16 protein-coding genes are annotated in these 15,171 nt (G+C 32.3%); 13 read left to right on the top strand and 3 right to left on the bottom strand.

Going from position 1 to position 15,171, the window contains the following annotated elements; all coding sequences use genetic code 11:
- The first annotated feature begins 95 nt into the window (after window positions 1-95).
- From ACFSC2_RS07725 to ACFSC2_RS07705, 5 genes are all read left to right on the top strand, one after another.
- Window positions 96-686: an HD domain-containing protein gene (locus ACFSC2_RS07725; protein WP_379816822.1), complete on the top strand. Its 591-nt coding sequence runs from the start codon at window positions 96-98 to the stop codon at window positions 684-686.
- Window positions 687-849: 163 nt separating this feature from the next.
- Window positions 850-2,196 (top strand): cytochrome ubiquinol oxidase subunit I, encoded by a 1,347-nt coding sequence (locus ACFSC2_RS07720; RefSeq protein ID WP_379816821.1) that lies wholly within the window; start codon window positions 850-852, stop codon window positions 2,194-2,196.
- Window positions 2,197-2,198: 2 nt separating this feature from the next.
- Window positions 2,199-3,275: a cytochrome d ubiquinol oxidase subunit II gene (gene cydB / locus ACFSC2_RS07715; protein ID WP_379816820.1), complete on the top strand. Its 1,077-nt coding sequence runs from the start codon at window positions 2,199-2,201 to the stop codon at window positions 3,273-3,275.
- A 300-nt stretch (window positions 3,276-3,575) separates the two neighbouring features.
- On the top strand, window positions 3,576-4,430 hold the full coding sequence (locus tag ACFSC2_RS07710) for a hypothetical protein (RefSeq protein ID WP_379816819.1): 855 nt from the start codon (window positions 3,576-3,578) through the stop codon (window positions 4,428-4,430).
- 179 nt (window positions 4,431-4,609) lie between these two features.
- The gene (locus tag ACFSC2_RS07705; RefSeq protein ID WP_379816818.1) at window positions 4,610-5,071 is read left to right on the top strand and encodes a hypothetical protein; all 462 of its coding nucleotides are present in this window, start codon (window positions 4,610-4,612) and stop codon (window positions 5,069-5,071) included.
- Between the two features lie 139 nt (window positions 5,072-5,210).
- On the opposite strand, the gene ACFSC2_RS07700 is transcribed toward ACFSC2_RS07705, so the two are convergent.
- Complete coding sequence (locus tag ACFSC2_RS07700; protein ID WP_379816817.1) at window positions 5,211-5,606, bottom strand: hypothetical protein; 396 nt, start codon at window positions 5,604-5,606, stop codon at window positions 5,211-5,213.
- A gap of 317 nt (window positions 5,607-5,923) precedes the next feature.
- Between ACFSC2_RS07700 and ACFSC2_RS07695 the strand changes: the two genes are divergently transcribed.
- The 3 genes from ACFSC2_RS07695 to ACFSC2_RS07685 all read left to right on the top strand — a co-directional run bounded on the left by ACFSC2_RS07695 (window position 5,924) and on the right by ACFSC2_RS07685 (window position 7,621).
- Window positions 5,924-6,319 (top strand): helix-turn-helix domain-containing protein, encoded by a 396-nt coding sequence (locus ACFSC2_RS07695; protein WP_379816815.1) that lies wholly within the window; start codon window positions 5,924-5,926, stop codon window positions 6,317-6,319.
- A gap of 278 nt (window positions 6,320-6,597) precedes the next feature.
- Window positions 6,598-7,002: a hypothetical protein gene (locus tag ACFSC2_RS07690; protein ID WP_379816814.1), complete on the top strand. Its 405-nt coding sequence runs from the start codon at window positions 6,598-6,600 to the stop codon at window positions 7,000-7,002.
- 232 nt (window positions 7,003-7,234) lie between these two features.
- Complete coding sequence (locus ACFSC2_RS07685) at window positions 7,235-7,621, top strand: helix-turn-helix transcriptional regulator (RefSeq protein ID WP_379816813.1); 387 nt, start codon at window positions 7,235-7,237, stop codon at window positions 7,619-7,621.
- 126 nt (window positions 7,622-7,747) lie between these two features.
- On the opposite strand, the gene ACFSC2_RS07680 is transcribed toward ACFSC2_RS07685, so the two are convergent.
- Window positions 7,748-8,533, bottom strand: a complete 786-nt coding sequence (locus ACFSC2_RS07680; protein WP_379816812.1) for a sulfite exporter TauE/SafE family protein — start codon at window positions 8,531-8,533, stop codon at window positions 7,748-7,750.
- Window positions 8,534-8,725: 192 nt separating this feature from the next.
- Entirely contained in the window at window positions 8,726-9,355 is a 630-nt protein-coding gene (locus ACFSC2_RS07675; RefSeq protein WP_379816811.1) for a Crp/Fnr family transcriptional regulator, read from the bottom strand.
- A 359-nt stretch (window positions 9,356-9,714) separates the two neighbouring features.
- On the opposite strand from ACFSC2_RS07675, the gene ACFSC2_RS07670 reads away from it, so the two are divergent.
- The 5 genes from ACFSC2_RS07670 (at window position 9,715) to ACFSC2_RS07650 (ending at window position 15,129) form a co-directional block, all read left to right on the top strand.
- The gene (locus ACFSC2_RS07670; protein WP_379816810.1) at window positions 9,715-10,026 is read left to right on the top strand and encodes a rhodanese-like domain-containing protein; all 312 of its coding nucleotides are present in this window, start codon (window positions 9,715-9,717) and stop codon (window positions 10,024-10,026) included.
- 78 nt (window positions 10,027-10,104) lie between these two features.
- Window positions 10,105-11,685, top strand: a complete 1,581-nt coding sequence (locus ACFSC2_RS07665; RefSeq protein WP_379816809.1) for an NADP-dependent glyceraldehyde-3-phosphate dehydrogenase — start codon at window positions 10,105-10,107, stop codon at window positions 11,683-11,685.
- Between the two features lie 214 nt (window positions 11,686-11,899).
- A complete protein-coding gene (locus tag ACFSC2_RS07660) occupies window positions 11,900-13,777 on the top strand; it encodes a M1 family metallopeptidase (protein WP_379816808.1) in 1,878 nt (625 codons plus the stop codon).
- Window positions 13,778-13,928: 151 nt separating this feature from the next.
- The gene (locus ACFSC2_RS07655) at window positions 13,929-14,543 is read left to right on the top strand and encodes a hypothetical protein (protein WP_379816807.1); all 615 of its coding nucleotides are present in this window, start codon (window positions 13,929-13,931) and stop codon (window positions 14,541-14,543) included.
- Between the two features lie 181 nt (window positions 14,544-14,724).
- Window positions 14,725-15,129: a GNAT family N-acetyltransferase gene (locus ACFSC2_RS07650; RefSeq protein ID WP_379816806.1), complete on the top strand. Its 405-nt coding sequence runs from the start codon at window positions 14,725-14,727 to the stop codon at window positions 15,127-15,129.
- Window positions 15,130-15,171: the final 42 nt, after the last annotated feature.

Below are 15,171 nucleotides of genomic sequence, written 5' to 3'. Positions count from 1 at the left end.
CATGTGATTTGAGATATATGATTTTAAAGTTGAGCAATTACGCTTTAAGCTTTAATTTTGCATATGATGAATGTCATTTCAAAACAAAAAATAAAATGAACACAAAAGACTTATTAGATCAAATTGCTTTTATAAAAGAGATTGATAAAGTAAAATACATTCAGCGCAAGACCAAATTATTCAACAGCGACCGCTGTGAAAATGATGCGGAACACAGTTGGCATCTGGCTTTAATGGCAATAGTTCTCGCAGAACATTCCAACGAACCGATTGATGTTTTGAAAGTCGTAAAAATGGTTTTGATTCACGATATTGTAGAAATAGATGCAGGAGATGTTTTTATTTATGATACTGTAAAAAATCACGATAATACGGATGAAGAACGTTTAGGCGCAAACAGAATTTTCGGTTTACTTCCTGAAAAGCAAAAAGGAGAATTTATTGCCATTTGGGAAGAATTTGAAGCCGGAGAAACCAATGAAGCCAAATTTGCAAGATCTATGGACCGTTTGGAACCTCTTTTGCAAAATACGTCTAACAATGGCGGAACCTGGAAAGAATTCGGAGTAAAGTACGATAAAGTTTATGAGAAAAAGAGTGTAATTAAAAATGGCTCGAAAATTCTATGGAATTATGCCGAAGGATTAATTAACGAAAGTGTAGAAAAAGGAATTTTGGAGAAATAATATTTCACCATATAAGTCATATAAGTTCATTTTAGTTTTAAGCAAAATTTATATTTACTTATATAACTTATATGGTTTAAAATTTTAAAAAGAAACTGTTGTTTTAAGAGGCAATTCGGGTTGTAATGGTTAAATTTGTGGAACTTCATAAACAAATTACCTTATGGAAGAAATGCTCTTTTATGACCGAATGCAGTTCGCGTTCACCATTACTTTTCATTATCTTTTTCCACAACTTACGATGGGTCTTTCGCTCATCATTGTATACTTCAAGTGGAAATATCTAAAAACTAAAGACGAACAATACAATCACGCCACCCATTTCTGGATGAAGATTTTCGCCCTCAATTTTGCAATGGGCGTTGTAACCGGAATTCCGATGGAATTTCAGTTTGGAACCAACTGGGCGAAGTTCTCTGAATTAACTGGAGGAATTATCGGCCAGACGCTGGCGATGGAAGGAATGTTTTCGTTTTTCTTAGAATCATCTTTTTTAGGCATATTTTTATTTGGAGAAAAACTCCTCGGACATAAATGGCATTTTGTAACTGGATTATTAATTATGATTGGTTCTTGGGCTAGCGGTTTTTTAATTATTGCAACACATTCGTGGATGCAGAATCCGGTTGGTTACGAAATCTTAGAAAACGGAAAATTTGTTTTGAATAATTTTCAAGCTTTATTCCTAAATCCTTGGCTTTGGCCTTCTTATCTTCACAATCAAGCAGCTTCTTTGGTTACAAGTTCTTTTGTGGTTGCTGGAATTGGCGCTTTTTATATTTTAAGTAAAAAGAATGTTTCTTTCGGAAAATTGTTTCTTAAAACCGGAGTAATCTTCGGATTGATTTCAAGCATTATTGTAGCCGTTCCAACGGGAGATTTATTGGCGAAAAATGTCGTAAAATATCAACCCGTAACTTTTGCAGGAATGGAAGGGATTTTTCATACCGAAAAAAGAGGTTCAGAAATTGTTTTAATCGGTCAGCCCGATGTAAAAGATAAAAAGTTGGACAATAAAATTGCGGTTCCAAATATTTTGAGTTTCCTGACTTACGGAAATTGGGATCAGGAAATTAAAGGTCTGGATCAGTTTGAAGAAGATTTGCATCCAACAAATATTTCGGGATTGTATTATGCTTATCATATTATGGTTGGACTCGGAACTGTTTTTATCGGCTTAATGGTTCTATCTCTTTTTCAATTAATCAGAGGAAAATTATTCCAAACCAAATGGATTTTGTGGTCGCTCATGTTCATGATGCCCTTTCCGTATATTGCCAATACAACAGGCTGGTATACGGCCGAATTAGGAAGACAGCCGTGGCTGGTGTACAATTTATTGCGAACAGCAGCAGGAGCTTCGCCAACAGTTTCTTCAGGAAATACCTTGTTTACCTTGTTAGGTTTCATTGGTTTATACCTTTTACTCGGAATGCTGTTTTTGCTTTTAGTTGGAAAAATTATCAATAAAGGACCTCATCATGTGGAACTTTCAACAGAAAAAATATAAGTATGGAATTTTTTTGGTACGTAGTTTTAATGGGAATTCTGGCTGTTTATCTGGTTTTAGACGGCTATGATTTTGGCGCAGGAATTATTCATTTATTTTTTGCTGACACAGAAAGAGATAAAAAAGTAATCACAAATTCAATTGGACCTTTTTGGGACGCCAATGAAGTCTGGCTGATTGCTGCGGGAGGCGTTTTGTTTTTTGCTTTTCCAACTTTATACGCATCTTCTTTCAGTGGATTTTATCTGCCTTTGATTATGATTTTATGGCTTTTGATTTTCCGTGCCATCGGATTAGAAATGCGCGGACAGATTCACAATCACATGTGGGAAGCTATTTGGGACAAAGCTTTCGGAATTGCGAGTTTGCTTTTGGCTTTGTTTTTCGGAATCGCTTTAGGAAATATTGTTCGCGGTGTCAATCTCGGAATGGTCCAAAACGGAGTTTCAACGCAGGAAGCACATTATTTCTTTCTTCCGTTGTGGAATCCAACTTTTAGTCCGCAGGCGAATGAATTGGGAATTATCGATTGGTTTACACTTTTCTTAGGAATTGTAAGTGTTGTTGCGTTGACAATTCACGGAGCAAACTGGATTATTTATAAAACAAATTCTTCTTTAAATGAAAAACTTAAAAAAGTGGTTTTTGCTTTGAATATCGTTCTATTGATTTTAGTTTGTATTTCGTTGCAAATCTGGCATTTTATCGAGCCGAAGCCATTTCATAATTTTATTGAGAATCCGATTTTATGGGTTTTTCCTTTAATGACTTTTATTGGAATTTTGGGATTGTTTAAAGTTCGTTCCTTCAAAAAAGACGGACAAGCTTTTATATTTTCAACTTTATTTCTAGTCGGCGGATTTGCTTCAACGGCGGTTTCAATTTTCCCGAATGTTTTGCCTTCAACCAATAAAGTAAATCCGTCCTTGACAATTTATAACACTGCCGCTCACGAATATGGCTTGAATGCCGGTTTAAGTTGGTTTTTTGTGGCTTTGGCGTTGGTTGTTGTTTATTTCATTATTCAATATCGTGTTTTCAGTGGTAAAATGGATGATATTGGATATGGGGAACATTGAGTTTTTTTTATTTGCCACGAATTACACCAATTTACACTAATTTTATTTTAATATCGCTATAAAATCAATTGCCTCCAGTTTTAACTGGAGGTCTTTGTTTGGATTTCGATTAGGCTTTAGCCAAAAAAATGTAAAGTTTGGCTAAAGCCTTTTTTGTATACATTTGATTACCTCCAGCTAAAGCCGGAGGCAATTCAAGAAGAATATAAATTAAACCATGAAAAAACTAATTTTAATGATAATCTCCTCTTACATTTGTTTACCTTCAGTTAAAACTGTAGGCAATTCAGAAAAATATCTATGAAAAAACAAATAATAACGGTACTTATTTTCTTATTTGTATGTATAAAAGCAACTGCTTGCGATTGTTATACATCAAAACCAATTTTAGAGTTTTATTCTTCCAAATATGTTTTTGAAGGATTAATTACAGATAAAAAATTCATAAAAGATTCTGCAACTTATACTATTAAAGTTAAAGTGCTTAAGAGCTACAAGGAAGGAAATATCCCAAAAGAACTGTCTTTTACACTTTATTATAAAAAAGAGAATTTTGTTGGAAGTTCTTGTTATTGGGAGGTTTACAAGAATCAGAAATTGCTTGTTTTTGCTTCTGAGTATAAAGGTAAATTAGTTTTTGATAAAACGTGTTCCAACTCTCATACTATTGGTAAAAATGGTATAGATCCTACACTGCAAAAAGTCTTGGATCACGGAAATGAATTTAGATTGAACGATTATATATACGATTCAAACTATCAAGATATAAATGATTTTAATAGTCCGAAACCAATTACCAATCTGGATTCTATTTTTAATAATGCAAAATCTTTAAAGTTTGAGAAACCATCGGGGCTTTTTGCATTGTACATTAATAAAAGGGGAGAATTAGTTTCTGTTTTTAATTTTTTTGATTGGCATAAATCTTCTGAAGATTTCAAAATTGATCCGAATTTTGGTTTAATTAAAGAATTTAATGTAAAGAGTAGAAGACCTATAACGGAATTTGAAATTTATACTATAGAATTACTGAAAAAGATAAAGGTTTGGGAGCTAAAAAGAATTAAATCAACACAAATGGCCGTCGATTACATGGCTTATATTTCTGTAGATTTTGATGAGAAGACATCAAAATGGACTTATGAATTGAGATAAAATTTTATTTTTTCAATTAATAAAATAATTTGCCTCCAGTTTTAACTGGAGGTTTTTTGTTTGGATTTGAATAAGGCTTTAGCCAAAAAAACGTAAAGTTTGGCTAAAGCCTTTTTTATATACATTTGTTTACCTCCAGTTAAAACTGGAGGCAATTCAAGAAAAATATAAATTAAACTATGAAAAAACTAATTTTAATGATAATCTGTTTTTTAGTTTTAAGTTGTAAAAAACAGGATGTAGATCAAGATAAAAGTTTTCCAAATAAGGAAAATGAGGCTTTGAAGAAAAAGAATGATTCGTTGAAACGAAAACTTGAGATTGCGCAAGAAGCTATAATTGTTTTACAGGATCGAAATATTTGGTATGATGAAGAATTTGATAATACAGATTTTAAAAACAAAGGAATTGCAGATCCCGAAAAATTTATAATAAATGAATTAAAGAAAAGAAATGATTTGATTCCGATGAAAGCTGCATTGGGAGGAAAAATGTCTTTTGGAAATATTCAACTTTTGGGAAGTAAATTTTTGATTGCTTTTTATGAAGATGGCCATGTTGAAGGAAAAAGTATTTACAGTTATAAATTGAATGATTCTGGAAAAATAGAGTTTAAATTGATGGGTTCAGAAGAGAATTGAAAAAGATAAAAATCAATTGCCTCCAGTTTTAACTGGAGGTTTTTTGTTTTTATCCAGATTAGGCTTTAGCCAAAATAAAAAGTTTAGCAAGATTTCTATTCTCACACAGTAAAATAAATTTTAGATACTAGAAAATAAGCTACTCTTCTAAAAGATTTTTTAAAGTTTGTAAATCCTCTTTTACTAAATCAGAATCTGCGTTAAATTCTTCATCTGTTTTGGCAGGCAATTTGAATAAAGTGAATGTAACTTCACTTCCTTTTCCGTTTTCTATAACTCGTAATGGATTATGCACTTTTGCGCCATCAGGAAGTGTGACTGTGTGATCTATAATTCCGAATTCATTTTTAGGCGTTAACTCTATTTCAATTTTTCCTAAGTCTGATTCGGCGGTCCAAATTGCATCCGATTTTTTTGAAACTGATTTTACGAAAGCAAGCCACTTTGGGAAATTTTCAGGATTTGAGGCAAATTGATATACTTTTTCTCTTGAATTATTAATTGATATGCTGATAGTAGTTGTTTGAAAAGTCATAACGCTGTTTTTAGTTTGTCTTTTGTTGCATATAGACAAATATTAGAAATAAATAAAGTTATGTGATTGGTTTTTAATACTATATCTGAAATGACTAAATTAGTACCCCAATTAAATAGAAATAAAAAAATACATGATCTTGACTCCAAAAATTGATTTTTATAGAAATTAATTAAAAGGATTGTGACAACATATTTAAACTTGTAGAAAATGGTATTTTTGTTTTAGTTTAAAATATGTAAAATGTATCTTACGAAAAAGAAGCTGTATTTTACTCCATAAATAATTTTTTAAAGAATTTTAAATATCTTTGAATCATGAGCACAACAGCAAAACCAAAACACATAGGAAGAAACATAAGCAGAATTAGAGAGCTTAAAGGAATGAAGCAGGAAGCTCTGGCAATGGCAATTGGTCTAAGCCAGCAAACTGTTTCGAATATTGAATCGAGTGAAAATGTTGATAGTGAAAAATTGACAGAAATAGCAAAAGCTCTTGGCGTAACGATTGAAGCAATTGAAAATTTTTCGGAAGAATCGGTTTTCAATTTCTTTAATAATTTCTATGATAATAGTTCAAGTCAGGGAAACAGTTTTAATCAAGGAATGTATGCAACTTTTAATCCATTAGATAAAGTCATTGAGCTTTATGAACGTTTGGTTCAGGCAGAAAAAGAAAAAGTAGAATATTTAGAAAAACTGCTGAAAAAATAACAGTACAAAATATAAAAAGGAAATCCGTTTGTTCTCTTGAATAAACGGATTTTTGTTTTTAATTTTTTAAGTATGAAAAATAGAATGCTTTACAAACCTTAAAAACTCTAATTATTTATAAAAGATTTAATTACAACTCTTAGTTATATTCTATAATTTGAATTGTAGGAAAAAAAAGAAGGTATTGCGTAATATTGCTTTGCTAAGAATTCTTTTCAGGATTCTTGAACAAAATTTCTCATGTAAATGCCTAAATTTATTATTACCTACTTAATATTATGCCTATTACAATTACGCCCGACAAGATCAAGTTTTGCTATCAATCGAATACTTGGCAGTATGATTTTGATGAAATTAAAGAACTTGGAATACTAAAGAAAAAGAAAACATATTTTTTAGAAAATGGCGCCTTTATTTGCGTAACAGCAATTGCTTATTACTGTATGATTTTTTCTAATTTGCCCGACTTGTACTATATTATTCCAATTTTACTTTCTTATACTTTTATCATAATAGCGAGATTTTATAAACCGGTAGATTTTATTTACTTTGTTTTGGTAAGAGATATTTATGAAAAAGAAATAAGAACCAAAATCGATTTAAAAGATCGTGTTCTGATTGGTAAACAGATTGACCATTATCTAGACCTTCAATTTGAAAAAAATATTAGAAAAACGGCCTAGATAAAAAATCAAAGATGTTTTCATTCGGAATTTCTGAATATGATTTAATATTCATATCGGCAGCTTTATTATATGGTTATAGTATTACTGCCAGAAAAAAATAATAAACAAAAACCACTGTTTTTTACCCCAGAAAACAGTTATAGAATACCCAAAAATAAGTATAGTTATGCTGTTAAAAAGTTTAACAGCGGGCTGTTTTAGCTATACATGACCCCAAATCAAACAAATTATGCCCGCAACAATTAAAAACAAAATTAAAAGCATTAGAGAGTTAAAGAATTATACTCAAGAATATATGGCAGAAAGATTAGGTGTAACTCAGGCGGGTTACAGTAAAATAGAAAAAGGAAAAACTTCTTTGAGTTACGATAAATTGGTCGAAATCGGACGGATTTTAGACGTGAGTGTAGAAGATATTATCAGTTTTGATTACCATCGTTATTTTAATAATTTTAATAAAATTACAGCAAACAACAACGGAAGTATTTCAATTAATACCGATAATACCTCAGCTTTAAAAGAACTCTATGAGGATAAGATTGGGTTGTTAGAAAAACTTTTAAATCGAACAGAAAACGAACTTCACCGCTATAAAGAGAAGTTTGGCGAGATTTAAAAAGTTAGTTTCATCTTTGTCAAAGTTTTAGGCTTTGACAAAGATTACGCTACAAGTGAAACTAAATTCTAAAATATTTAAATAAAAAAAATGCAGATTTTTTGCGATCTGCGGGAAACTCTAAATCTAAAGCAAAATCTCTTTTGCAAGAATGTAAAACCCCATTACGAGAACAAACCAGCCAAAAAGGGGTTTTAGTTTTGTGCCGTCTATTTTTTTAGAAAGCCTGCTTCCAATAAACATTCCGATAAGTGCCATAGCCGAAACGCTTAATAAAAAAGTGTAATTGATTGGTGTGCCGATGTACAAATCGCCGACAAAACCTATGGTTGAATTAATAGTGATGATTAATAATGAAGTTCCGACAGCTTGTTTCATCGGCAAATTGGCAAAGAAAAGCAGCGCGGGAATAATCAGGAATCCACCTCCGGCACCAAGAAAACCTGTTACGATTCCCACTAAAAAACCGATAATACTTAATTGCCAATAATTAGTTTCAGTTGATTTTAAGTCAGGCTGCTTTTTCTTTATCATCGAAATTGCGGCTGTAATCATTAATATCGAAAAGATAATCATAATCAGAAAATCTTTTGAAACGGTGTAAGAAGCGACAGAAAACAAAGTAGATGCTATTTGAGGAAAGATAACTTCACGAATAATAAGAATCGAAATTACAGAAGGAACAGCAAAATACAATGCCGATTTCAACTTTAGATTTCCCATTCTATAATGACTGTAACTGCCGAACATTGCTGTTAAACCAACAATAAAAAGAGAATAGGAAGTTGCCTGATCGGGATTTATAGCAAATAAATAAACAAGAATTGGAATAGTCAAAATAGAACCGCCACCACCAATTAAGCCAAGCGTAATCCCGATTATGATTGAAGCAAAATACCCTAAATATTCCATCGCATTTATTTTGATGCAAAGTTGCTTCGGAATTTAGAAACTTACAGTAACATTTATCACAGAAGAGCCTTTTGAAGCGAAATAAATTTTACCATTAAGAGATTAAGTTAATTAAGTTGGATTGCTTACTATTTCTTAACCTTTTAAGGAACATTAAGACAGTTTAGCTTAATTAACTTAATATCTTAATGGTTAAAAATTCAAAAGCTCAATTTGGTTTCGGTTGAGTTTAACTAAACCTCTTTGTTCCATCTTTTTTAATAATCTTGAAACCACCTCTCTAGAAGTATTTAATTCGGTAGCAATTTCTTGGTGAGATAAATTAACTTCAGAACAACCGCAGGCATCAGAATGTCTTTTGAGATAAAACTCCAAACGCTCATCCATAGAACGGAAAGCAATATTATCAACCACTTCCAAAACTTCTTCAAAACGGCTTCTATAAGTTTCAATCACAAATTCGTACCAAGAACGATGCTCCATCATCCATTTATCCATCATTTGCAGCGGAATCATCATAACCGAAACATCTTCTACCACTTTTGCCATAATCTGGCTTTTTTCGCTTTTAGCAGTACAGATCATCGAAATAGCGCAAGCTTGTCCAGGCTGTAAATAGTACATTAAAAACTCGCCTCCGTCTTCGCCTTCACGGTAAATTTTGATTTTTCCTTTCGTAATCAGAACGGTGTTTTTAATGTATTGTCCCGTTCTCATTAATACAGTTCCAGCTTCAAAATCTTGAGGCGTTGCGTTTTCTTCAATTGTAGCAATCAATTCTGAAGAAAAATTAGGAAAAATAGTTTTTAGTGAATTTTGCATTGGTGATATTTTTTGCCGCGAATTTCACGAATAAACACGAATTCAATTGATGAGAATTAGTGAAATTGGCGACGGATGATTTTATCAGAATCGAATTAAAAAATGTAATTATTTGCAAATATAGCGGTTTGATATCGGATTAATTGTCAGAAAACAGTATTTGAGATTAATTTTATGCAAATGAAAAAATCCTATTTTCTATCGATTTTGTAGACTGAATTTTTGAAAATTGTAACTAAATTTGTAAATCACTGATTATAATACTTTCTCTAAAACGTTTTCTGAGAATAATAATCGAAATCGCATTTGAGACGTTTTTTATAGATAGAAACGTCGTAATTTTACAAAAAACACATATTATGAATTTATCACAAGAAGATTGGGTTAATCAGCTTGCTGCTGACGAGAATGCAGTTATACTGGACGTAAGAACTGAGGACGAATTTAATGACGGCTATATTGAAAATGCATTAAACATTGATATCAATAAAGGTCAGGGTTTTATTTATGAAATCGAAGAATTAGATAAAAATAAAAACTATTATGTGTACTGCCGTTCTGGAGCAAGAAGTGCCAAAGCATGTCAGATTATGAACGAGTTAGGTATAGATAATGCCTATAATCTGCTTGGAGGTATTTTAGACTGGGAAGGCGAGACCGTACACCCATAAATACATAAGAAGAGGCATAAATAAGCCTCTTTTTTATTTTGAAAACGAATTACCAGACCTATTAAATAACCGAAAATTATGAGTTTTATACCAGAAGAATATCAGATTAAAACGCTGATAAACCAAGACACGTATCTTGTAAATGGAGAATTGAAACAATGGACAGGGCAAACCACACCTGTTTTTTCTACTATTTCTTCGACAGAAAAATATACGCCGACTTTGTTAGGATCGATTCCTTTTATGGCAGAAAAAGAAGCCGCAGAAGTTGTTGAAGCGGCTACTGCTGCTTACGATATGGGGCAGGGATTATGGCCGACCATGAAAGTAGCGGATCGTATTAAATGTATGGAAAATTTTGTCCGTCAAATGAAAGAAACCCGCGAAGAAGTAGTGAAATACTTGATGTGGGAAATCGGGAAATCTTTGGGCGATTCGCAAAAAGAATTTGACAGAACCGTAGAATATATTTACGATACAATCGCAAGTTATAAAGAATTAAACGGACGCAGCTCGCATTTTGAAAAAGTGCAAGGTGTAAACGCCATGATTCGCCGCGGGCCTCTTGGTGTTGTATTGTGTCTTGGACCTTACAATTATCCTTTAAACGAAACTTTCTCGTTATTGATTCCGGCTTTAATTATGGGTAATACTGTAATTTTTAAACCTGCAAAACATGGGGTATTATGTATTTCTCCATTGTTAGAAGCATTTAGAAGCAGTTTTCCAAAAGGAGTAATCAATATTGTTTACGGACGCGGAAGAGAAGTAGCTTCTCCAATTATGAAATCTGGGAAAATTGATGTTTTGGCATTGATCGGAAACAGTAAATCGGCGATTGCTTTGCAAGATCAGCATCCGAACAAAAATAGACTTCGTTTGATTTTAGGTTTGGAGGCAAAAAATCCTGCAATTGTTCTTCCAGATGCTGACTTAGATTTAGCTATCCAAGAATGTATTACAGGAAGTTTATCTTTTAACGGACAGCGTTGTACGGCTTTAAAAGTATTATATGTTCACGAATCTATCGCTGAAGAATTCAACAAAAGATTCTCAGAAAAAGTAGATTCACTTCAATTTGGTAATCCATGGGAAAAAGGAGTTTCACTTACACCGCTTCCAGAAACTGAAAAGCCAAACTACATTCAGGGATTAATTGACGATGCAACAAGCAAAGGCGCAAAAGTACTGAATGAAAAGGGAGGAAAACATACCGATAACTATATTTTTCCTGCCGTTTTATATCCAGTAAACAGCAAAATGCGTGTTTATCACGAAGAACAGTTTGGACCAGTGGTTCCGGTTATTTCTTTTAAAGATATTAAAGAGCCGTTAGGAGATATGGCAGAATCGAACTACGGACAACAAGTAAGTTTGTTCGGAAAAGATATTAAAACCCTGGCACCGCTTATCGATGCACTGGTAAATTTAGTTTGTCGTGTAAATTTAAACAGTTCTTGTCAGAGAGGACCAGATGCGTTCCCTTTTACAGGAAGAAAAGATTCTGCAGTTGGAACTTTAAGTATTCCAGACGCCTTGCGTTCTTTCTCAATTCGTACGTTTGTTGCTTCAAAAGATATCGCTTACAATAATGAAATTCTGCAGGAATTGCTAAACAGCAAGGAATCGAATTTTATTAATACAGATTATATTTTGTAGTTCTCAAAGTTATATATTAATTGTAGATGCCGTCTGTTTCTTCTGGAAACAGGCGGTTTTTTTTGAGGTTCTTTTAGGTTTTGGGTTTCAAGTTTCAGGTTTGGCTGGATTTGAATTTTGAATATTAAATATTAATTTTACGTTTTGTGTAACAATTTTGAAGAAATCGCATCTAAGTTATTACCAAAACAATTTTTAATACTCAAAAATAACTATGAAAAATAAAATTTTGCGTTTTGCATTACTACTATTTGTTCTTTTTACCCAAATTAATTTTGCTCAGGAACTTTATATGCCTCGAAATATAAAGGAAGCTTACGCAAAAGAGACTCGTTCGAAAGACGGAAATCCAGGAAAAAACTATTGGCAGAATCGCGGAAAATATACGATGGAGATTGCTGTAGATCCTAAAACGAGATTAGTAAGCGGAACCGAAACTATTGTTTATCAAAATAATAGTAAAGATACATTACGAAATCTTGTAATTCGTTTTGTCAATAATCTTCATAAACCGTCATCACCTCGAGGCAGTGTTGTTTCAAATGATTTTTTAAGTGAAGGATTGACAATTACTTCTTTAAAAGTTGAAAATGAAGTTTACAAAGAAGATGCAAGAAACTGGGGAACATACGGAAATATAAAACTTAAAAAAGCAATTTTACCTAACTCAAAAACGGTTATTAACATAGATTGGAATTATCCTTTATCTAAAGAAAGCGGTAGAGAAGGACAAATCGACGAAACTACGTTTTTCGTGGCTTACAGTTATCCTCGTGTTTCAGTTTTTGATGATTATAACGGCTGGGATAGATTACCGCATACCGATCGTCAGGAGTTTTATAATGATTTTAATGATTATGTTTATTCAGTAAAAGCACCTAAGAATTATGTCGTGTATGCAACGGGAGATTTACTAAACCCAGATGAGGTTTTGCAGCCTGAGTTTGCAGCGCGATTAAAAAAATCGTATACCACAGACGAAGTCCTGCATATTGCGAACGAAACAGAGATGAAAAATGGGGTAGTAACCAAACAATATGATTGGAATACCTGGAAATTTGAAGCTAAAAATATTACAGATGTTTGTTTTGGTTTAAGCGACCACTATTTATGGGATGCCAGCAGTGTAGTTGTAGATAAAAAAACAAATCGTCGTGCAAGTGTTCAGGCGGCATACGATGTAAAAGGAACTGACTTTGTAAATTCGGTAAAAAATAACCAATATGCTCTAGATTGGTTTTCTAATAATTGGCCTGGCGTTCCATACCCATTTTCAAAAATGACAGCTTTTCAAGGTTTTGCAGATATGGAGTATCCAATGATGTGTAATGATTCGCAAATGGGCGATGCAAAATTTGCTCAACTGGTTCAGGATCATGAAGTCGCACATACTTATTTTCCTTTTTACATGGGAATCAACGAAACGCGTTACGCTTTTATGGATGAGGGCTGGGCAACGACTTTCGAATATTTAATCGGAATTGCAGAACATGGTAAAGAGGCCGCTGATAAATTCTACCAAGAATTTAGAGTAAAAGGATATATCAATGATCGTTCTACAGAAGAAGATCAGCCGATTATTACCATGTCAACTCAAGTTTCTGGAGCGGGTTACGGAAATAATTCATACGGAAAAGCGTCGTTATCGTATTTGGCTCTAAAAGATATGCTGGGCGAAGATTTATTTAAAAAAGCACTTCATCATTACATGAATACTTGGAATGGTAAACATCCAATTCCTTGGGATTATTTTAATTCCATTAATACAGCAACAGGTAAAAATCTTAATTGGTTTTTCAATAATTGGTTTTTTACAAATCATTATTTAGACATAGCCGTGAAAAGTGTTTCATCAGATAATAAAGTAATTACAGTCGAAAATATTGGTGGCTTTGCAATTCCTTTTGATGTTAATATTACTTATTCTGATAATTCAAAAGAAACAATTCATCACACACCTGCGATTTGGGAAAATAATGAAAAGCTGGCTAAAATTATTTTGAAGAACACAAAAAAGATAAAAGAAGTACAGCTTGATGGCGGTATTTTTATGGATGCAACGCCAAACAATAATATTTGGAAAACAAAATAAATCAATAAAATACATCTTGTAAAAAAAGTCTTTCTATATCAGAAAGGCTTTTTTGTTTAGAATCTTTTTAAATAGTAAAAAAACGCGAAAAGACGTAAGAAAATATCGATTTTTAATGTACGTTTGCACCAACCCAAAATCTACTATTTTAATGAAAAAGAAACTTATTATTATTGTTTTATTAGTTACTTCTCATGTTTTTTCGCAGAATGACTCTAAATCTGCATTTCAGAAAGGTAAATATGAGCTTGCAATTTCTTATTATAAGAAAGCCGATTTTGTAAAAGCTATTGATTTATTTTACATAGCTTCTAAACTCAAACCAGAAAATGAAATTGGTAAAGAATCAATTAAAAAAGTTGATTCTTTAAGAGAGATTTTAAGAAAAAATATTACCAGCCAAGCAATCGGAACTTGGAAAAAAGCAGGAGATCAGCCAATATGGGCGAGTAATACTGCCATTATTGAAAGTAAAGCAGAATTTGAAGAGATTATTGAGATTACCGAAAATGAAATTGTTTTTTATCAAGTCAATAAAAAAACTAAGGAAAAAAAACTTGTAAAAACCGAGAATCTGGTTTATAATGACAAAAATGGTTCGGCTTCCCTTTTTTCAGAAATTATTTTAGCCGACGGAACAATTTGGAACTGCAGCATTAATGAAAAAGGAAATATTCTTCATGTTGTAAATGTGGCAATAAAAAAAGAAGATGGCATTGAAAAAATAACGACAAACAATCTAGAGCGTTATTACGTAAAGATCTAATAAAATTAAAAGGGAATCTTAATTAAGATTCCCTTTTTTATGTGATAGGTTTTTATAAAAACTTAAATCCGATTTGTTTGTATTTTAAGTTTAAGTAAAGAGCTTTTACTGAAACTATTTTATGCTTTTCAGCTAAGAATAAAATGAGTTATTTTTGACACAATTTCAAGAAGAGTAAAAAATGGAAATAAAAGCAATTAAAGCATCAGATACTTGGCAGATTCGCCATGAAGTAATGTGGCCCGATCAGCCTTTTGAATTTGTACAATTAGAAGAAGATGAATCTGGATTTCATTTTGGAGTTTTTATTGAAAACAAATTAGTATCAATTGTCTCTTGTTTTATTTCTGATGAAGAAATGCAATTTAGAAAACTGGCCACTTTAGAATCGTATCAAGGAAAAGGAATTGCTACAGCATTATTACATTTTGTTTTAAACTTTGCTAGAGAAAAAGGAGTTAAAAAAGTTTGGTGTAATGCACGAAAAAACAAAAGTGATTTCTATAAAAAGCTGGGATTGCAACCAGTTGGAGAAATATTTACAAAAGCAGGAGTAGAGTTTGTAATAATGTCGGTTTGGTTGTAAATATCTGATGGTTAGGTTTTTATTTCATGTTTGTAGCTTTTT

This window comes from Flavobacterium artemisiae (genome assembly GCF_042678225.1).
Taxonomy (GTDB): Bacteria; Bacteroidota; Bacteroidia; order Flavobacteriales; family Flavobacteriaceae; genus Flavobacterium; species Flavobacterium artemisiae.
Note: the sequence above shows the minus strand (reverse complement) of the source record. Positions and strands in the feature narration are given on the sequence as shown.